Annotated in this window: 18 protein-coding genes; 5 read left to right on the forward strand and 13 right to left on the reverse strand. The window is 63.1% G+C overall.

Features of this window, described 5'->3' with window-relative positions:
* Positions 1 to 144: 144 nt before the first annotated feature.
* Genes creD through rloA2 form a run of 4 tightly spaced genes read right to left on the reverse strand, consistent with a single transcriptional unit; the run spans position 145 to position 4,186 of the window.
* Positions 145 to 1,518 carry a cell envelope integrity protein CreD gene (gene creD / locus AC07SI_RS20805; protein WP_201146020.1) on the reverse strand — a complete coding sequence of 458 codons (1,374 nt, stop codon included), beginning with the start codon at positions 1,516 to 1,518 and terminating at the stop codon, positions 145 to 147.
* Positions 1,519 to 1,569: 51 nt separating this feature from the next.
* Positions 1,570 to 3,009: a two-component system sensor histidine kinase CreC gene (gene creC, locus AC07SI_RS20810; protein ID WP_495006428.1), complete on the reverse strand. Its 1,440-nt coding sequence runs from the start codon at positions 3,007 to 3,009 to the stop codon at positions 1,570 to 1,572.
* Positions 3,009 to 3,677 carry a two-component system response regulator CreB gene (gene creB, locus AC07SI_RS20815; RefSeq protein ID WP_201146022.1) on the reverse strand — a complete coding sequence of 223 codons (669 nt, stop codon included), beginning with the start codon at positions 3,675 to 3,677 and terminating at the stop codon, positions 3,009 to 3,011. The genes creC and creB overlap by 1 nt, the downstream gene beginning before the upstream one ends.
* Before the next feature lie 8 nt (positions 3,678 to 3,685).
* Positions 3,686 to 4,186, reverse strand: coding sequence for a retropepsin-like aspartic peptidase RloA2 (rloA2, locus tag AC07SI_RS20820; RefSeq protein ID WP_065904748.1), 501 nt, complete (start codon positions 4,184 to 4,186; stop codon positions 3,686 to 3,688).
* Positions 4,187 to 4,359: 173 nt separating this feature from the next.
* Here rloA2 and yihG point away from each other — a divergent pair, with 173 nt between their 5' ends.
* A complete protein-coding gene (gene yihG, locus AC07SI_RS20825) occupies positions 4,360 to 5,247 on the forward strand; it encodes a 1-acylglycerol-3-phosphate O-acyltransferase, YihG family (protein ID WP_213552705.1) in 888 nt (295 codons plus the stop codon).
* Here yihG and AC07SI_RS20830 read toward each other — a convergent pair.
* Entirely contained in the window at positions 5,244 to 5,816 is a 573-nt protein-coding gene (locus AC07SI_RS20830; RefSeq protein ID WP_065904752.1) for a DUF2780 domain-containing protein, read from the reverse strand. The genes yihG and AC07SI_RS20830 overlap by 4 nt on opposite strands.
* 127 nt (positions 5,817 to 5,943) lie before the next feature.
* On the opposite strand from AC07SI_RS20830, the gene AC07SI_RS20835 reads away from it, so the two are divergent.
* The 4 genes from AC07SI_RS20835 (at position 5,944) to AC07SI_RS20850 (ending at position 8,341) form a co-directional block, all read left to right on the forward strand.
* Positions 5,944 to 6,588, forward strand: a complete 645-nt coding sequence (locus tag AC07SI_RS20835; RefSeq protein ID WP_371920610.1) for an RNA polymerase sigma factor — start codon at positions 5,944 to 5,946, stop codon at positions 6,586 to 6,588.
* Positions 6,585 to 7,262 (forward strand): anti-sigma factor, encoded by a 678-nt coding sequence (locus AC07SI_RS20840; RefSeq protein WP_065904756.1) that lies wholly within the window; start codon positions 6,585 to 6,587, stop codon positions 7,260 to 7,262. Before AC07SI_RS20835 ends, AC07SI_RS20840 begins: the two co-directional genes overlap by 4 nt.
* 76 nt (positions 7,263 to 7,338) lie before the next feature.
* A complete protein-coding gene (locus AC07SI_RS20845) occupies positions 7,339 to 7,797 on the forward strand; it encodes an anti-sigma factor (RefSeq protein ID WP_065904758.1) in 459 nt (152 codons plus the stop codon).
* A 139-nt stretch (positions 7,798 to 7,936) separates the two neighbouring features.
* A complete protein-coding gene (locus AC07SI_RS20850) occupies positions 7,937 to 8,341 on the forward strand; it encodes a hypothetical protein (protein WP_495006429.1) in 405 nt (134 codons plus the stop codon).
* A 29-nt stretch (positions 8,342 to 8,370) separates the two neighbouring features.
* On the opposite strand, the gene fdhA is transcribed toward AC07SI_RS20850, so the two are convergent.
* From fdhA to AC07SI_RS20890, 8 genes are all read right to left on the reverse strand, one after another.
* Entirely contained in the window at positions 8,371 to 9,570 is a 1,200-nt protein-coding gene (gene fdhA, locus AC07SI_RS20855; RefSeq protein WP_034116135.1) for a formaldehyde dehydrogenase, glutathione-independent, read from the reverse strand.
* A gap of 194 nt (positions 9,571 to 9,764) precedes the next feature.
* Positions 9,765 to 10,622: a formyltetrahydrofolate deformylase gene (purU, locus tag AC07SI_RS20860; RefSeq protein ID WP_034101145.1), complete on the reverse strand. Its 858-nt coding sequence runs from the start codon at positions 10,620 to 10,622 to the stop codon at positions 9,765 to 9,767.
* Positions 10,623 to 10,747: 125 nt separating this feature from the next.
* Positions 10,748 to 11,380, reverse strand: a complete 633-nt coding sequence (locus AC07SI_RS20865) for a sarcosine oxidase subunit gamma (RefSeq protein ID WP_495006430.1) — start codon at positions 11,378 to 11,380, stop codon at positions 10,748 to 10,750.
* Positions 11,381 to 11,502: 122 nt separating this feature from the next.
* Positions 11,503 to 14,520, reverse strand: a complete 3,018-nt coding sequence (locus tag AC07SI_RS20870; RefSeq protein ID WP_495006431.1) for a sarcosine oxidase subunit alpha — start codon at positions 14,518 to 14,520, stop codon at positions 11,503 to 11,505.
* Entirely contained in the window at positions 14,517 to 14,819 is a 303-nt protein-coding gene (locus AC07SI_RS20875; protein WP_065904766.1) for a sarcosine oxidase subunit delta, read from the reverse strand. Before AC07SI_RS20875 ends, AC07SI_RS20870 begins: the two co-directional genes overlap by 4 nt.
* 15 nt (positions 14,820 to 14,834) lie before the next feature.
* Positions 14,835 to 16,085 carry a sarcosine oxidase subunit beta gene (locus AC07SI_RS20880; RefSeq protein ID WP_003209185.1) on the reverse strand — a complete coding sequence of 417 codons (1,251 nt, stop codon included), beginning with the start codon at positions 16,083 to 16,085 and terminating at the stop codon, positions 14,835 to 14,837.
* Positions 16,086 to 16,107: 22 nt separating this feature from the next.
* Positions 16,108 to 17,361: a serine hydroxymethyltransferase gene (glyA, locus tag AC07SI_RS20885; protein WP_495006432.1), complete on the reverse strand. Its 1,254-nt coding sequence runs from the start codon at positions 17,359 to 17,361 to the stop codon at positions 16,108 to 16,110.
* A gap of 236 nt (positions 17,362 to 17,597) precedes the next feature.
* Positions 17,598 to 18,326: a TraX family protein gene (locus AC07SI_RS20890; RefSeq protein ID WP_495006433.1), complete on the reverse strand. Its 729-nt coding sequence runs from the start codon at positions 18,324 to 18,326 to the stop codon at positions 17,598 to 17,600.
* Positions 18,327 to 18,355 lie beyond the last annotated feature (29 nt).

An 18,355-nucleotide genomic window follows, 5' to 3' on the forward strand; every position in this document is an offset into this window, starting at 1 on the left:
GCTGCGCAGCCCAACGCGGGGCAAGCCCGCTCGCCACAGAAAACCCGCTCACGACAGGAGGCTCGCCCGCCACAACCACGGGGAACAGCCGGTTGATCCTCGCCACCAACTGCGCCTTCACTCGCTGATCCTCACGCAAGCCGATCATTGCACGTCCTCCAGGTCGAACTGCAACGGCTCGGCGACCTTGCGCTTGCCCACGCCGTACCAATCCAATTTGCGCGTCAGCACCATCACCGTCCCCAGCAGGCCAAACAGCAACAGCGAGCCCATCAGCAACGCGTAATCCTCGGCACTCAACAACCCGTACAACAAGCCATACAACGCCGCCAATCCAGCGGAAAAGCCCAGGCCATGGGCGACGCTGCGCAGCACGTGGCACACATAAAATCCGATCAGCAACACACAGGCACTCGCCGAGATCAGGTAGGCCAGCGCAAAGCCCAGGTGCTCGGACAACGACAACAGCAGCAGGTAGAAAAACGCCAGTGCAAAGCCCACCAACGCATACTGGACCGGGTGCACCGCCAAGCTCTTGAGCACTTCGAAGAGGAAGAAACCGGCAAAGGTCAGGGCAATGAACAGCAGCGCGTATTTGATCGCGCGGTCGCTCTTGAGGTACTGGTCCACCGGATCGATGAAGTTCACGCCAAAGCTGCGGTTGTTGAAGTCGTTGCAGCCCTGGCTGTCCAGGCAGGTTTGCAGGGCCTGCTCAAGGTTGGTGGAGAAGAACGAAGTCTGCCAGCTGGCGCTGAAGCCTTGATCGGTGACCTCGCGCTGGGTCGGCAGGAAGTTGCCGATGAAGCTGGGGTGCGGCCAGTTGGAGGCGAGCGAGACCTGGCTGGTCTTGCCCACGGGCACCACTCGCAGTTGTTCGGTGCCTTGCAGGCGCAGGTCGAAAGCGAAGTCCACCACGGCCGGTTTTTTACTGTCCTGTTCGGGCAGCGCAACGTGCACGCCCTCTCCCAGCCAGTCCACTTGGGAGCCCGGCGAGAACTCCAGGCGCTGGCTGCCCAGCTCGAGTTTCAGCGCGTTTTCGATACCACGAATATCACTGATGCCCACCGCCAGGAATGCCGGTTCGAAGCGGTAATCGGCAAAGTCTTCGGTGATCCCCAGCTGCGCAGGCAGCTCGAAACGCCCGCTGATGCGGGTGTCGGCATGGAACAGCCGCGCCTGGTAGATTCCCCGGGCACGCAGTTCGGTTTGCACCTTGCCGTCGAGCTCGAAACGGTCCGGCAGGAAATACAGGCGACCGCGCTCCTCACGGGTGACCTCGTAGCGTTTGTTGAGCTTTTCATTGAGTTTCCACTCGCGCACGGTCTTGCGATACGGCACCACCATCACCGGTCCGGTGAGGCGCTGGGCATAGCTGGAGCTGCGCGCAATGTCCATCAGGACGCCGTCGCGCAGTTGCTGGCGATCGCCGATAATGCCGTTGATCATCAGCAACGGAATCAGCAACAGCAGGATCAGCAGCGCAATCGCGCCAAGTTTGAAAAGCAGGCTGCGGTTCATGGGTCTCTCCCTGTTTTGATGGGCAGAGCATGAGCCGCGCGTGTGGGGGATTTATGTGGGCAATGTGGAGACTGTGTGGAGATGCAGCACCACCTGGACGCCACCCGGCACATTGCCGATCTGCAACGCGCCGCCGTGCAGCTTCATCACTTCCTCGACAAAGTTGAGGCCCAGGCCAGTGCTTTTGCGCCCGCTGGCCGGGCGTGGCAAGGAGTAGAACCGCTCGCTCAGGCGCGGCAAGGCGTAGTCGGGAATCGGCGCCGCCTGGTTGAACAGGCTGACCTGCACCGCGTGGTGCAGTGTCTGCGCACTGAACCTCAAGGTGCCGCCGGACGGGGTGAAGTCGAGGGCATTCTCGAGCAGATTGCCCAGGGCCTGGCGAAGCAGAAAAGGTTCGCCGAACACCTTCACGTCGGCGCCGATCGTTTGTTCGATGTGCAGGCCGGCGCCTTCGATACGCGCGCATTGGGCCGTGAGAACCTCATCGACCAAGCCGGCCAACGGCAGGCTGACCTGTGCTTCCAGGCCCTGGCGTTGCTCCACTTGCGCCAGGTTCAGCAGGCGCTCGATCAACTGCTGCAGGCGCGCGCTCTCGCTGTCGATATTGCCAACGAAACGCTGCTGTTGCTCGCGGCTCATATCGCCCTGCAACAGCTCCGCCGCGCCGCGAATCGCGGCCAATGGGCTTTTCAATTCATGGGTCAGGGTGTGCACGTAATGCTCGACGTAGGCCTTGCCCTCCAGCTGCGTGCGCATATGCTCCACGGCGGTGGACAGCTGCTTGAGCTCGCCGCCGCGGTAGTGCGGCAACTCGGCACGCCGGCCTTCGCTGACCGCCTGCGCATAGGCCGTCAACCGGTGCAGGGCCCTGCTCAACCACCATGACAACACCGCCCCCAGCAACAGGCCGAGCACCACCAGCCCGGCGCCGTACCAGAGCAGCCGCCGCTCGGTGCGATCGACATACGGCTGCAGCGAGCTGTTGGGCTTGGCCACCGTGACCACGCCGATGATCTGGCCGTTATCGCGGATCGGCGCGCCCACGTGCATCACCGATGAGGCGGGGTCGTCCAGTTCGCTGCGGGTGGAACGCGCGCCGTATTCGCCGCGCAGGGTCAGGTACACGTCGTTCCATTTCGAGTAGTCCTGGCCCACCGCTTCGCCGCTGGAATCGAGCAGCACAATGCCCTTGGCATCGGTCACGTAGATACGGTGGTTGACCTGGTTTTTCGGCAGGCCCCAGATGGTCGCGCCCGGCTGGCGATTGCCGTAGGCCTTGAGCAGCTGCGGCCAGTGGCTCTGGCCGAGGGTGTGGTTTTTCACGTCATCGCGCAGGATCTCGGCCAGCAGGTTGGCAGTGTCCACCAGGGTTTCTTCGGTGGACTGGCGCACGCCGGGGCGGATTTCCTTCATCACCGTGCTAAGCACGAAGTAGCCGGTCAGGCCGATGAACAGCGCGTACACCAGGAAAATCCGCAGCCCCAGGCGCATCAGCTGTTGCCCGGGCTGTAGCTGTAGCCGAGGCCGCGATGGGTCTGGATCGGCTCGGCGTCCGCCGCAATGCCACGCAATTTGCTGCGCAGGCTCTTGATGTGGCTGTCGATATTGCGCTCGTAGCCGGCATCCGCCGCCACGCCCACCGCGTCCAGCAACTGCTCGCGGCTGAACACCCGCTCGGGTTGTTCCAGCAGGCTCTGCAGCAGGCGGAACTCGTGGCGCGTGAGGCTCAGGGGCTGGCCGCGATAACTGATCTGCATGCGCTCCAGGTCAACCTGGAACACGGCGGGGGCCACGCCAGGGCCGACCCTCTTGAGGATCGCCCGCACCCGCGCCGCCACTTCCCGCGGGCTGAACGGCTTGACCACATAATCGTCAGCGCCGATCTCCAGGCCCACCACCCGATCGATCTCGCCATCGCGCGCACTCAGGAACATCACCGGCACTTCGCTGAAACGCCGCAATTGCTTGCAGGTCTCAAAGCCGGTGATATCCGGCAGGCCGATGTCGAGGATGATCAGGTCGGCCGGTGTTTGCCGTTGATGGGCCAGCGCCTCCTGGCCAAGGCTCAGCCAGGTGGTGGTGAAGCCCTCACCTTGCAGGGCAAAGATCAGCGTGTCGGCTATCGCCGCTTCGTCTTCGACAATCAGGATGTGCGGCATGGGTTCGATCAGCAGTCCGGTTTGTCAGCGGTATAGCGACGGGCCGGGTTCACCGCTGCGCCAAACTCGCGCAGGGCCTTGGCGCCAATCAGCAACGGGTAGTTGAAGCTGCTGCGGTCGGTCAGGTTGACCTCGACGGTGCGCTTGACGTCGCCCAGGCACATTTCCAGGTCGATCACCGGACGCTTGGCCACGCTGGCTTCGTCCTTGTCGTCGTCTTCGTCGGCGCGGCTCTTGATCTTGCTGATGCGCGACACTTTGTGTTCGTAGACTTTGTTGCTGGCGTCCTTGCCGCCGAGGCGGAAGCGCACCCAATCGTCGCCATCACGGGTGAAGGTCTCGATGTCACGGGCCGACAGCGAAGCGGTCAGCGCGCCGGTGTCCATCTTGGCCTTGAAGGTTTCGCCGATCTCCGGCAACTGGATGTATTCGTAGCGACCGTAAAGGGTCGGCTCGGCAGCCATGACGGGCAGGGCAACCAGGGCGAGCGAGGCAAGGAGCAGTTTCACGAAGTGGTTTCCTCGGAAAGAAGTAGGCGGATTCTAGACCGCAAAGGGGGCACTTAGTTAGCTGATCCGAGCATACCCGGCACATTGTGAAACATTCGTCCGGTGATTTGAGATTTGGCCTGCAGACCAAGCTCTCTTATCATGACCCGCCCACACGATCCCAAGAGTTGCTTATGCGCCGCCTGCTCACCGGCTGTTTCGTTACCTTGCTGCTGTTGCTCAACACCCTGGTGCTGTTCGGGCCGTTGATGGTATTTGCCCTGCTCAAGCTGGTGGCTCCCGGACGTTTTCGCGACTACGCATCCTGGGCGGTAATGTGGATCGCCGAGACCTGGGCCGAGATCGACAAGCTTATTTTCTCGTGGTGCATCCCGACCCGCTGGGACATTCGCGGCGGCGGCGACCTGCGCGGCGACACCAGCTACCTGGTGATCAGCAACCACCAATCGTGGGTGGATATCCCCGCGCTGATCCAGGCCCTCAACCGGCGCACACCGTTCTTCAAATTCTTCCTGAAAAAAGAGCTGATCTGGGTGCCCTTCCTCGGCCTGGCCTGGTGGGCGCTGGATTACCCGTTCATGAAGCGCTACACCAAGGCTTTCCTGGCCAAGCACCCCGAGCTGGCCGGCCAGGATCTGAAGATCACCAAAGAGGCCTGCGAGCTGTTCAAGCGCCAGCCGGTGACGGTGGTCAATTACCTGGAAGGCACGCGGTTCACCCCGGCCAAGCGCAAGCAGCAGGACTCGCCGTTCGAGCGTCTGCTCAAACCCAAGGCGGGTGGCGTGGCGTTTGTATTGGCGGCGATGGGTGAACAACTGGACGCCGTGCTCGACGTTACGGTCGTCTATCCCCAGGAGAGGATCCCGGGCTTCTGGGACTTGATCTGCGGCTCGGTGCCGACGGTGATCATCGATATCCAGACCCGCGAGCTGGATCCGGCGTTGTGGCAGGGCGATTACGAAAACGATCCGGTGTTTCGCCAGACCGTCCAGAACTGGGTGAACCAGCTCTGGCTGGAGAAAGACGCGCGCATCGCCCAACTGCGCGCGGAAAACCCTTAACTGCCGGTGCCCCACGCCTGGGCCAGTTTGCCCAACACGGAGCTGCTGGCGCCCTGGCCGCCCAGGTACTGCAGGATCACCGGGGCAAACTGGCCGACCATGCCGCTGTCCATGCCCAGGGCGCTGAACGCGGTGTTCAGGTCATTGGTGTTTTTCACATTCCCCAGCAGGCCATCCAGGCCGCTGGTCTTGCTGCCGCCGGTCTGGCCGAGCATCCCGCTCAAGGCCCCGAGGCTGCCCAACGCGTTGTTGCCCGACAGCTGATCCAGGCCCGGCACGCTCTTGCCCAGTTGCGAGTAGTCGGTGCTGCTCAGTTGGTTCTTGGCCAGGCCGAGCATCGCGCCGGTGCCGCCGACCGCTTGCTCGGGGGTGACATTCAATTGCGAGGTCAATGCGCTCAGCAGGCCGGCCGTCTCGGACGACGGCGCGGCGGCAGCGGCTTTGTTGTTGCCCCCCTGCATGCCGGAAATGGCATTGGCCGCATCGCCAAGGCTGAACCCTGCGGCGAACACCGGGCCGGCCGCCAGGGTCATCAGGCAGGAAAGGGCGAAACCGCGTGAAATCTTCATCGAAACAACCTCTGGATATAGGTGCGAAAGCAGGCGTTTGACTGGGTAGCCCGGAGGATTGTTCCCAGTGCATCCAATCCCCCGTCTGCTGCGTATAACCACCACACACCTGTTGAGGACGACGCCGGTGAATGGAACGCACGCGCAACCTGGACTACCCTCTGCCTGCCACCGCTTGCACGTGCAGTCCCACCGCCCTGTCGCCAGGGCCTGGAGAAGCCCTATTTCCACTTCCGACGCTGACCCGCTGCGGCCCCTGCTGGCCCAATGCGCCCTGGGCAACCGCCAGGCGTTCGAAACCCTCTACCGTACGGTTTCACCGCGGCTGCACGGCGTTGCCTTGCGTTTCATGGGCCGCCCGGACCTGGCTGAAGAGGTGCTGCAGGAAGCCTTCGTGCGTATCTGGTACAACGCCTCGCGCTACGAGGCCCACCTGGCGGCGCCGATGACCTGGATGGTGAACATCACCCGCAACCTGGCCATCGACCAACTGCGCAAACGCCGTGAACAACCGTTGGCAGATGGCCAACAGGACGCCCTGCTCGATGACGGCCCCAGTACCTTCGAACAGCTCGACAGCGAGCGCGAGGCGCGCGCGCTGAACCGCTGCCTCGACACGCTCGACGGCATGCAGCGCCAATCGATCACCGTGGCTTACTTCCAGGGCCTGTCGTGCTCGGAATTGGCCGACCATCTGGCCGCGCCGCTGGGTTCGGTCAAGTCCTGGATTCGTCGCGGCATGGAACGCCTGCGCAGGTGCCTTGAATCATGAACTACCAGACCACTCCCCTGCGCCGCGCCCTGGCGGGCGACTACGCCATCGGCCTGATGCCCGCTACCGCCCGCCGCCGGTTTGAGGCCCTGCTGCTCGACGACGCCGCATTACGCGTGGAACTCGGCCATTGGCAGGCGGCCCTGGCCAGCCTGACCGGGACCCTGCCCGAACGGCCGGTGCCCGATCACGTGTGGGAAGGCATCCAGGCGCGGATCGAGCCGCAGGTCCTGCACCTGCCGGCGAAGAAACCGTTGTGGCTGAACCTGCGGCTATGGGCGGCGGCCTTCGGGATTGTCATCGCGGTGCTGGTGGGCGTGCTGTACCAGCGCGACCTGGGCGTGGAATACAACGCCACACTCGTCGCTGCCAACCAGCAACCGGCGCTGCAGATCAAGGCGTTTGCCGATCACCTGCAAGTGGAGCCGCTGGCGTTGGCCGCACTGGAGCCGACGCGCGACCTGGAATTGTGGGCCATCCAGCCCGGTGGCAAACCGATCTCGCTGGGCCTGGTGCCGACGGCTGGCAGAGGCCGGATTCAGCTGAGCCCGGCACAGCAAGCCTTGCTTGCCGCACCGCTGACCCTGGCCGTGAGCCTGGAGCCGCGTGGCGGTTCGCCCACCGGGCAGCCGACCGGACCGGTGCTGTATCAGGGCCAATTGGCATCACTTTGAGCGCCAACCGGTTCAGGAACCCATCGCGCAAACCAGGGTCCATGACAGGACTGAAAGCCCTGTCAGGACCCCCTTCATGAGCGCGACACGCCCCACTATCATCGAGCCCAAGCCCCCTTTCTGGAGCCGTCCGCGCCTGTTCATCGGCGTCTGCGTGGCCGTGATCGCCGGCCTCGGCGGCGCGTTCTACACCCAGGACAACGTCAAGTCCGCCGCCACTCTGGTGACCACCACCCAGCAGCCGGCGGCGCAGGTCATGGCGCACAAGGATTACCTCGAAGTCGAACCGATCGCCACGACAGCGCCCGAGCCCGATCGCAGCCTGGAACTGTGGGCCATGCCCGAAGGGGGCAAACCAGTCTCCCTGGGGCTATTGCCGGAGGACGGCAAAGGCATCATCGGCCTCAACCCGCGCCAACAGGCAAGCATCCGCCAGCCGGTGGCGTTGCTGGTGAGTTCGGAGACCAAGGGTGGCTCGTTGAGCAAACAGCCGACAGGGCCGACGGTGTATCAGGGCGCGCTGGCAGTGCGGTGAGTTGGCCTTTTGCGTGTCTCGCGATAAAAGCCCATCAGTTAATCGCGATCTGTTCTAGAAAACTGTGATTTCTCACAGTAGCCGTCGACGCAAAACCACCCGCAGCATAAAGCCTCCCGCGCGGCACAGGAGGTGGGCCATGAACAGCGCAATGTCTGCAGGTGTGTTCGTCACGATCGCACTGATGAGCCCTGCCCACGCGGCGGCAACTTCCACCTGCCCGCCGATCCAGGACATCAAGCAAACGGCAATGGCCAACGGCGGTTACCGCTACGAAACCTCACAGCCTGACGGGCTCACCTGGACAGGCGAAAACCCGCAGGCGGCGGTGTCGGACCTGACTGACTCGACCTTCCACGATGCCCGTTACGACATGAACAACAAGGCCGTCATTTGCACCTACAAAGGCCCCATGAATAACGACGCCAGCGTTTCGGTAACGGCACCTGTCGTTGATTGGAACGTTACGCCCACCAGAGGCGAGTGGAGAGGCACCTATTGCGAAGCCCTGGACCGTTCCAGGTGTGAATTTACGCACCACTGAAAAGGGCGACTTGAAGTCGCCCTTTTTTATTACGCCGCGCTGAACAACTTGTGCGGATCGATCACAAATTTCTTCGGCACACCCGCATCGAACTCGCCGTATCCACGCGGTGCATCATCCAGGCTGATCACCTGCACACCGACGATCTCGGCGATGTTGATACGGTCCCACATGATCGCCTGCATCAGCTGGCGGTTGTACTTCATCACCGGCGTCTGCCCGGTGTGGAAGCTGTGGGATTTGGCCCAGCCCAGGCCAAAGCGAATGCTCAGGCTGCCCATTTTCGCGGCGGCGTCGACGGCGCCCGGGTCTTCGGTCACGTAGAGGCCGGGGATACCGATCTTGCCCGCCACGCGCACCACGCCCATCAGCGAGTTGAGCACGGTGGCCGGGGCCTCCGCCTTGGCGCCTTCATGACCGTGGCCACGGGCTTCGAAGCCTACGGCGTCGACGGCGCAGTCCACTTCCGGCTCGCCCAGCAGCGCGGCGATCTGTTCGTGCAGCGGGGTGTCCTTGGACAGGTCGGCAATCTCAAACCCCTGGGCCTTGGCGTGGGCCAGGCGGATCGGGTTGACGTCACCGATGATCACCACCGCCGCGCCCAGCAGGCGTGCCGAGGCCGCTGCAGCCAGGCCGACCGGGCCAGCGCCGGCGATGTAGACGGTGCTGCCAGGGCCGACACCGGCCGTCACGGCGCCGTGGTAACCGGTAGGCAGGATGTCGGAGAGGCAGGTCAGGTCGCGGATCTTCTCCATGGCCTTGTCGCGGTCCGGCAGTTTAAGCAGGTTGAAATCGGCGTACGGCACCAGCACGTACTCGGCCTGGCCGCCGGTCCAGTCGCCCATGTCGACATAGCCATAGGCGCCCCCCGCACGTGCCGGGTTGACGGTCAGGCAGACGCCGGTATGTTGCTCCTTGCAGGAACGGCAACGGCCGCACGCCACGTTGAAGGGGACGGAGACCAGGTCACCGATCTTGAGATTTTCAACGTCGCTGCCCTTCTCGATCACTTCGCCGGTGATCTCGTGACCGAGCACCAGGCCGGTCTGGGCGGTGGTGCGGCCGCGCACCATGTGTTGGTCGGAGCCGCAGATGTTGGTGGAGACCACGCGCAGGATGACGCCGTGCTCGATCTTCCTGCCACGGGGGTCCTGCATTTTGGGATAGTCGATTTTCTGTACTTCGACCTTGCCGTTGCCGAGATACACGACACCACGATTACCAGACATGCTTTCACCTCGCTGTTGTTTTTATGGAACCGCGTTGCCCAGGCAGGCAGCGCGTTTAAGTGCTCGGGTACAGATGCTGTTTTTGCGTTGTTGCTGATGGCCCTTTCGCGAGCAAGCCCGCTCCCACATTCGACCGCATTCCAAAGGTGGAACCCGGTCGAATGTGGGAGCGGGCTTGCTCGCGAAGGCGTCCATCAGAGCACCACCGTGCGATTGGCGTTCAAGAACACCCGCCGCTCAATGTGGTACCCCACTGCCCGGGCCAGGGTCAGGCCTTCGATATCGCGCCCCTTGGCAATCAAATCCTCCGGATAGTGGCTGTGATCCACCACCTCCACACCCTGGGCGATGATCGGGCCTTCATCCAGGTCGTTGTTGATGTAATGCGCCGTGGCGCCGACCAATTTCACGCCCTTGTTGTAGGCCTGGTGATAGGGCTTGGCGCCCTTGAATCCCGGCAGCAACGAGTGGTGGATATTGATCGCCTTGCCATCCAGCTTGCGGCACAGCTCCGGCGACAGCACTTGCATGTAGCGCGCAAGGATCACCAGCTCTGCCCCCGTGTCTTCCACCACTTGCCACACCTGCCGCTCCTGGGACGGCTTGTCATTGGGGTCGAGGGGGAAATGGTAGTAGGGAATCTGGTGCCAGTCGGCCAAAGGCTTGAGATCGGGGTGGTTGGAGACCACCGCGACCACATCCATCGACAGCTGGCCGATGCGCTGGCGGTACAGCAGGTCATTCAGGCAGTGATCGGCCTTGGAGACCATGATCACCACTTTTGGCCGGTAGTTCGGCGCCGTCAGCTCGAAGATCATGCCAAAGGCTTCACCGCGCGCGGCCAGGCCATCGCGGAAAGCCTGCTCGTCAAAGCCGTCGGGCTGGCGGAATTCCACGCGGATAAAAAATCGGCCCGAGAGGCGGTCATCGAACGAATGGTGCTCGGTGACGTAGCACCCCTGCTCGAACAGATAGCGGGTGACCGCGTCCACCGTGCCGAGCACGCTGGGGCAGTCGGCGGTCAAAATCCATGTATCGGGTGCGCGGCTCATAGTGCATGACTCCTTGATCGTTCCCACGTTCTGCGTGGGCATGCCGCCATGGACGCTCTGCGTCCGCTCTTGGGACGCAGGGCGCCCCGGGATGCATTCCCACGCGGAGCGCGGGAACGATCATGTCAGGCTTGAACGTTGAGGCCGAATTCGGCCGAGGCATCCTGCAGCCACAACCACCAGTAGTCCGAGAAGCTGCGACGAATCACCAGCTCCCAGGTGTCTTCAGCGGTATGGCGGATCACCAGTTGCGACTTGGCGAACACCGTGCCCACCGCCTTGCCCACCGGGAAGTTGTTGGGGTGTACGTCGTAGCTGGTGGACTTCATCAGCACGTCGCGCACATTCGGGCCGCTGAGCTCGAGGATCTGCTGGCCGCCGCTGACGTTGACGATCTGGATATGCAGCTCGCCCAGCGCCTCGCGCAAACTTTTCTCGGCGGCGAACTCTTCACCGCTTGGCACGACCAGTAGCCACTCATCCGGGCCGAGCCATTGCAGGCTGGTTTCGCCATTGACGATCACTTGCAGGGCGCCAGGCAACTCGATGCCCAGGGCCTTGTGCACGCCGGCGGCGAAGGCGGCATCGTGGCCATCGCCACGGATGGTCAGGTGGCCGAGGAGTTTCTTTTCACGCACGGTCACGCCGGCATTCTTGCGGCTCTTGCCGACCAGGCTGGCGAGGTCGGCATGGTGCAGCGACGACTCGGCCTTGGCGCCGGTGGTGGGGCGTTGTTGGTAAACATTGGCTGCTGTCATAAAGCACCTTTCTAAATTCTGTGGTGAATCTACTGGCGCCTTCGCGAGCAAGCCCGCTCCCACATTTGGAATGCATTCCCCTGTGGGAGCGGGCTTGCTCGCGAAGGCCGCGACTCGGTCTGTCAGATGTTCTGGCGCTCGCCTTTCGGGTCAAAGAACACCGAAGACACGATCTCCGCCTCGATCACGCTGCCGTCGGCCTGCGGCGAAAACACCCGCTCGCCGATGCGCTTCAAGCCGCCCTTCACCACCGCCATCGCAAACGAATAACCCAGCGAGTTGTGCGCATAACTTGAGGTGACGTGGCCAACCATCTTCATCGGGATCGTCTGCTTCGGATCGAACACCAGTTGCGCGCCTTCCGGCAGCCACACGTTCGGATCGATCGGCTTCAAGCCCACCAGTTGCTTGCGCTCTTCGCGCACGCAGTCTTCACGGTTCATCCCGCGCCAGCCGATCCAGGAGAACGGCTTGGTGCGACCGACACACCAACCCATGTTCAGGTCGTCCGGGGTCATCGAGCCGTCCGTATCCTGGCCGACGATGATGAAGCCCTTCTCGGCCCGCAGCACGTGCATGGTCTCGGTGCCGTAGGGCGTGAGGTTGTACTTTTTGCCGGCCTCGACGATTTTCTCCAGCACACCCATCGCATAGTCGGCCTGCACGTTGACTTCGTACGACAGCTCGCCGGTAAACGAGATGCGGAACACCCGCGCCGGCACACCGCCGACCAGGCCTTCCTTCCAGGTCATGAACGGGAAGCCGTCCTTGTCCAGGTCGATGTCGGTCACTTCACTCAACAGCTTGCGGCTATTGGGACCAGACAGGGTCATGGTCGCCCAGTGGTCGGTGACCGAAGTGAAGTACACCTTGAGGTCTGGCCACTCGGTCTGCTGGTAGATCTCCAGCCACTGCAGCACGCGCGCGGCGCCGCCGGTGGTGGTGGTCATCAGGAAGTGGTTGTCGGCGAGGCAGGCGGTGACGCCGTCGTCGAAGACCATGCCGTCTTCCTTGCACATCAGGCCGTAGCGCGCCTTGCCCACATCGAGCTTGGTCCACGCGTTGGTGTAGATGCGGTTGAGGAACTCACGCGCGTCCGGGCCCTGGATGTCGATCTTGCCGAGGGTGGATGCATCGAGCAGGCCGACACTGTCGCGCACGGCCAGGCACTCGCGCTTCACGGCAGCGTGCAGGTCTTCACCGTTACGCGGGAAGTACCACGGGCGTTTCCACTGGCCGACGTCTTCAAACTCGGCGCCGTTTTTCACGTGCCAGGCTTGCAACGCGGTGTAGCGCACCGGCTCGAAGATGTGCCCACAGTGGCGGCCCGCGACGGCGCCGAAGGTCACCGGCGTGTAGTTGGGACGGAACATGGTGGTGCCCATCTGCGGGATGGTCACGTTCAGCGAACGGGCGGCGATGGCCAGGCCATTGACGTTGCCCAGCTTGCCCTGGTCGGTGCCGAAGCCCAGCGCGGTGTAGCGCTTGACGTGCTCGACCGACTCGAAACCTTCGCGGGTCGCGAGTTCGATGGCGGCGGCGGTGACGTCATTCTGCAAATCCACAAATTGCTTGGGCGCCCGCGCGGTAGCTTTCTCATGGGGCACCTGGAACAACGCCAGTGTCGGCTCTTCCAGACGGCTCAAGGCTTTCGGCAAGGTGCCTTCCACCGGTGCGAAACCGGCGTCGCTGGCCGCGCGCACGCCGCCTTCAAAACCATCCGCCAGGGAATCGCCGAGGCCGTAGACGCCGTTGATACCACCGACGCACACGCGCTTCTGCGGCGCTTCGCCCGGGACGAAGCCGAGGATGTCTTCACGCCAGGTCGGCTTGCCGCCCAGGTGCGAAGCCAGGTGGACCACCGGGCTGTAGCCGCCGGAGCTGGCGACCAGGTCGCAGTCCAGCCACTCGCCGGGGCTGCTGACTTTATGCGCCTTGACGTCGATGGCCGCCACGCGGGCGCCGGTCACGTGCTTGCTGCCACGGGCCTCGATCACGGCGCTGCCGGTGAGGATGCGAATGCCTTTGGCACGGGCCTCTTCCACCAGCGCGCCGCGTGGGTTGTGGCGCGCATCGGCCACGGCGACCACTTGCAGGCCAGCGTCGAACCAGTCCAGCGCCACGCGATAGGCGTGGTCGTTGTTGGTCGACAGCACCAGCTTCTTGCCCGGAGCCACGCCGTAGCGGCGCACGTAAGTCGAGACCGCACCGGCGAGCATGTTGCCCGGCACATCGTTGTTGCCGTACACCAGCGGGCGCTCGCACGCGCCGGTCGCCAGCACCACGCGCTTGGCACGCACACGGTGGATACGCTGGCGCACCTGGCCGATCGGCGCACGGTCGCCGAGGTGATCGGTAAGGCGCTCGTGAATGGTCAGGAAGTTATGGTCGTGGTAGCCGTTGACGGTCGCGCGAGGCAGCAGCACCACGTCCGGCAGGGCTTTCAACTCGGCGATGACGCTGGCAACCCACTCGGTGGCCGGCTTGCCGTCGAGGCTCTCGCGCGAATCCAGCAACGAGCCGCCGAACTCTTCCTGCTCGTCGGCGATGATCACGCGGGCACCGCTGCGCGCGGCGGCCAGTGCAGCGGCCAAACCGGCAGGGCCGGCGCCGACAATCAGCACGTCGCAGTGACGGTTCATGTTGTCGTAGGTGTCCGGGTCATTCTCGGTCGGCGAGCGGCCCAGGCCGGCAGCCTTGCGGATGTACTTCTCGTACGTCATCCAGAACGACTGCGGGTACATGAAGGTTTTGTAGTAGAAACCCGGCGGCATCAGCTTGCCGCCGACCTTGCCGAGAATGCCCATCATGTCGTTGTTGACGCTCGGCCAGCCGTTGGTGCTGGTGGCGACCAGGCCTTGGTACAGCGCCTGTTGGGTAGCGCGCACGTTGGGAATCTGGGTGGCTTCGGTGGCGCCGATCTGCAGCACCGCGTTCGGCTCTTCGGCACCGGCGGCAAAGATGCCGCGCGGGCGGGAATACTTGAAGCTGCGGCCGATGATGTCGACGCCGTTGGCCAGCAGGGCTGCGGCCAGGGTGTCGCCTTCAAAGCCTTTGTAGCTCTGGCCATTGAAGCTGAAGCTCAGCACTTTGTTCCGGTCGATCCGGCCACCGTTGGACAGGCGATTGATCTGGCTCATACCTTCTCTCCAGAAGCCTTGGCGGTGAATTGCGGCTTGGTGCCTATCTTGTAGGTTTCAAGAATTTCGTAGGTCACGGTGTCGCGGGTGGCGTTGAAATACTGGCGGCACCCGGCGGCGTGGATCCACAGCTCGTGGTGCAGGCCACGCGGGTTATCGCGAAAGAACATGTAGTCGCCCCACTCTTCGTCGGTGCAGGCATTCGGGTCCAGCGGGCGCGGGATATGCGCCTGGCCGGACGCGTGGAATTCCTCTTCGGAGCGCAGCTCAAAGCAGTGAGGACAGAAGATATGCAACATAGGGAATTTCTCCTGTTAGTGAGCGACGGCTGCAGCGCCGTGTTCATCGATCAACGCACCGTTGTGGAAACGGTCGATGGAGAAAGGCGCTGCCAGCGGGTGCATTTCACCCTTGGCGAGGCTGGCGGCAAACACGTTGCCTGAGCCCGGCGTGGCCTTGAAGCCACCGGTGCCCCAACCGCAGTTGAAGAACATGTTCGGGACCGGGGTCTTGGAGATGATCGGGCAGGCGTCCGGCGTGGTGTCGACGATGCCGCCCCATTGGCGGTTCATGCGCACGCGCGACAGCACCGGGAACATCTCGACGATGGCCTGGATGGTGTGTTCGATCACCGGGTAAGAGCCGCGCTGGCCGTAGCCGTTGTAGCCGTCGATACCCGCGCCGATCACCAGGTCGCCCTTGTCGGACTGGCTGATGTAGCCGTGCACGGCGTTGGACATGATCACGCTGTCGATGATCGGCTTGATCGGCTCCGACACCAGTGCTTGCAACGGGTGGGATTCGATCGGCAGGCGAAAGCCCGCGAGCGAAGCCATGTGCCCGGAATTACCGGCGGTGACCACGCCGACGCGCTTGGCGCCGATGAAGCCCTTGTTGGTCTCCACGCCGATGCACACGCCGTTTTCCTTGCGGAAACCGATCACTTCGGTCTGCTGGATCAAGTCCACGCCGAGTGCATCAGCGGCGCGGGCAAAGCCCCAGGCCACGGCATCGTGACGGGCCACGCCGCCACGCCGTTGCACAGTGGCGCCCATCACCGGGTAGCGGGTATTTTTCGAGCAGTCGAGGTACGGGATCTCATCGGCCACTTGCTTGGCGTTGAGCAGTTCGCCGTCCACGCCGTTGAGGCGGTTGGCACTCACGCGGCGCTCGGAATCTCGGATGTCCTGCAGGGTGTGACACAGGTTGTAGACGCCACGCTGGGAGAACATCACGTTGTAGTTCAGGTCCTGGGACAAACCTTCCCAGAGCTTCATCGCGTGTTCGTAGAGGTGCGCCGACTCGTCCCACAGGTAGTTGGAACGCACGATGGTGGTGTTGCGCGCGGTGTTACCGCCGCCCAGCCAGCCTTTCTCGACCACGGCCACGTTGGTGATGCCGTGTTCCTTGGCCAGGTAGTAGGCGGTCGCCAGGCCATGCCCGCCACCGCCGACGATGACCACGTCGTAGACCTTTTTAGGGGTCGGCGTGCGCCACATCTTCTGCCAGTTTTCGTGGTGGCTGAGTGAGTGCTTGAAGAGGCCGAAGCCCGAGTAGCGTTGCATAGTCATTACTCCAAAACCGCGCTCAGCGATAAACCGGGAAATCAGCGCACAGGGCAGACACGTGCTTGGCCACGTTGGCCTCGACGTCGGCGTCGCCGAGGTTGTCGAGGATGTCGCAGATCCAGCCGGCCAGTTCGATGCACTGCGCCACTTTGAAACCACGCGTGGTCACCGCCGGGGTGCCGATACGCAGGCCCGAGGTCACGAACGGCGACTGCGGGTCATTCGGCACGGCGTTCTTGTTGACGGTGATGTGGGCGCGACCGAGGGCGGCGTCCGCCTCTTTGCCGGTGAGGCCCTGGCGGATCAGGCTGACCAGGAACAAGTGGTTGTCAGTGCCGCCGGACACCACATCGTAGCCCCGCTTGATAAACACCTCGGCCATGGCCTGGGCGTTGTCGATGACCTGTTGCTGGTAGGCCTTGAAGCCAGGCTCCAGCGCTTCCTTGAAGCACACGGCCTTGCCGGCGATCACGTGCATCAGCGGGCCGCCCTGGGCGCCGGGGAATACCGCGGAGTTGAGTTTTTTCTCAATCTCTTCGTTGGACTTGGCCAGGATCAAACCGCCGCGCGGGCCGCGCAGGGTCTTGTGGGTAGTGGTGGTGACCACATCAGCGTACGGCAGCGGGTTCGGGTACAGGCCGGCGGCAACCAGGCCGGCGACGTGAGCCATGTCGACGAAGAGCAACGCCCCGACCTTGTCGGCAATCTGGCGAAAACGGGGGAAATCCAGGGTCTTGGAGTACGCGGAGAAACCGGCGACGACCATCTTCGGCTTGTGCTCCACCGCCAGGCGCTCGACTTCGTCGTAGTCGATCAGGCCGGTGTCGGTGTTGATGCCGTATTGCACCGCGTTGTACAGCTTGCCCGAGGACGACACCTTGGCGCCGTGGGTCAGGTGACCGCCGTGGGCCAGGCTCATGCCGAGGATGGTGTCACCGGCGTTCAGCAGCGCCAGGTACACCGCGCTGTTGGCGGACGAGCCGGAGTGCGGCTGCACGTTGGCGTAATCGGCGCCGAACAGTTGCTTGGCGCGTTCGATCGCCAGCACCTCGACCTTGTCCACGTGCTCGCAGCCGCCGTAGTAGCGCTTGCCCGGGTAGCCTTCGGCGTATTTGTTGGTGAGGCCGCTGCCCTGGGCTTCCATCACGCGTTTGCTGGTGTAGTTCTCCGACGCGATCAGCTCGATATGATCTTCCTGGCGCTGCTCCTCGGCATTCATGGCCGCCAGCAGTGCGTCGTCATATCCCTGGATCTGGTCTTTTTTGCTGAACATCGCGTCTCTCCCAGCCTTTCGTATTGTTGAGGCCCTCGCAGGGCCCTTTGATGCGATGGTAGGGCTGGCGCCCGCAGGTCAAATGCCTACGGACGCCACGCAAAGGTGCGTTTACGACATTAGATGAGCGACACGAAACAAATGTGGGAGCGGGCTTGCTCGCGAATGCGGTGGGCCAGCCAATATAGGTGCAGCCTGACACACCGCTTTCGCGAGCAAGCCCGCTCCCACAGGGGTTAGGCGATGATCTTTCGAAGGAGTAGCAGCAGCAGGAAATGCGCTGGATAAAGCGCATACGCCCAGCGGCGCATGGCGGGGGGCGACACCTGCCCGCCATGTCGCAACAAGACCACTCCGGCCAATGGCGCAATCAGGCATGTCGCCAATCCCATTAACGCCACTGGCGTGCCGCTATTGAGCAGGATCTGCCATTGATTGGCAGCCACGCATACCAGGCCCGGCAATATGCTGAAATACCAGGGCCGGCGGAACACCACGAGCATCGCCAGCGGCAGCACGACGCCAAAGAAACCGAACATGAGTTTGGCCGAAAATACACCGGCGACAACTAACGCAATCAGCGCCAATCCTCGATCAACCAGCGCCTTCTGCTGCCATCCTCGGGCAACCAGCAGACCCAGCGCGAGGGTCGGCAGCACGTTCAAGGTATCGGCGTCGTCGATAAACAGACGGTACGGCACTTCACTGATCACGCTGAACAGCAGCAACCAGCCCAGATAGCGCCATTGGCCCGTCACCGGCGCGCCCTTGACCCGATGCAAATTCGCCGCAATCGCCAGGCAAAACCACGGGAACGCCAGGCGTCCCGGTACGTACAGGCCATCCAGGCTCAGCCCGACATAGCGCAGGTGATCAAGCACCATGCACAGCAGCGCCAGCCACTTGAGCAGGTCCAGGGCGCCATCACGGACGCGTCTGACAGGAATCGTTTCAGTGCCGTGCATAATTCCCCAGTGACTTTGCATTTACAGTG

The sequence above is a fragment of the Pseudomonas sp. GW821-FHT05D12 genome (genome assembly GCF_059419825.1).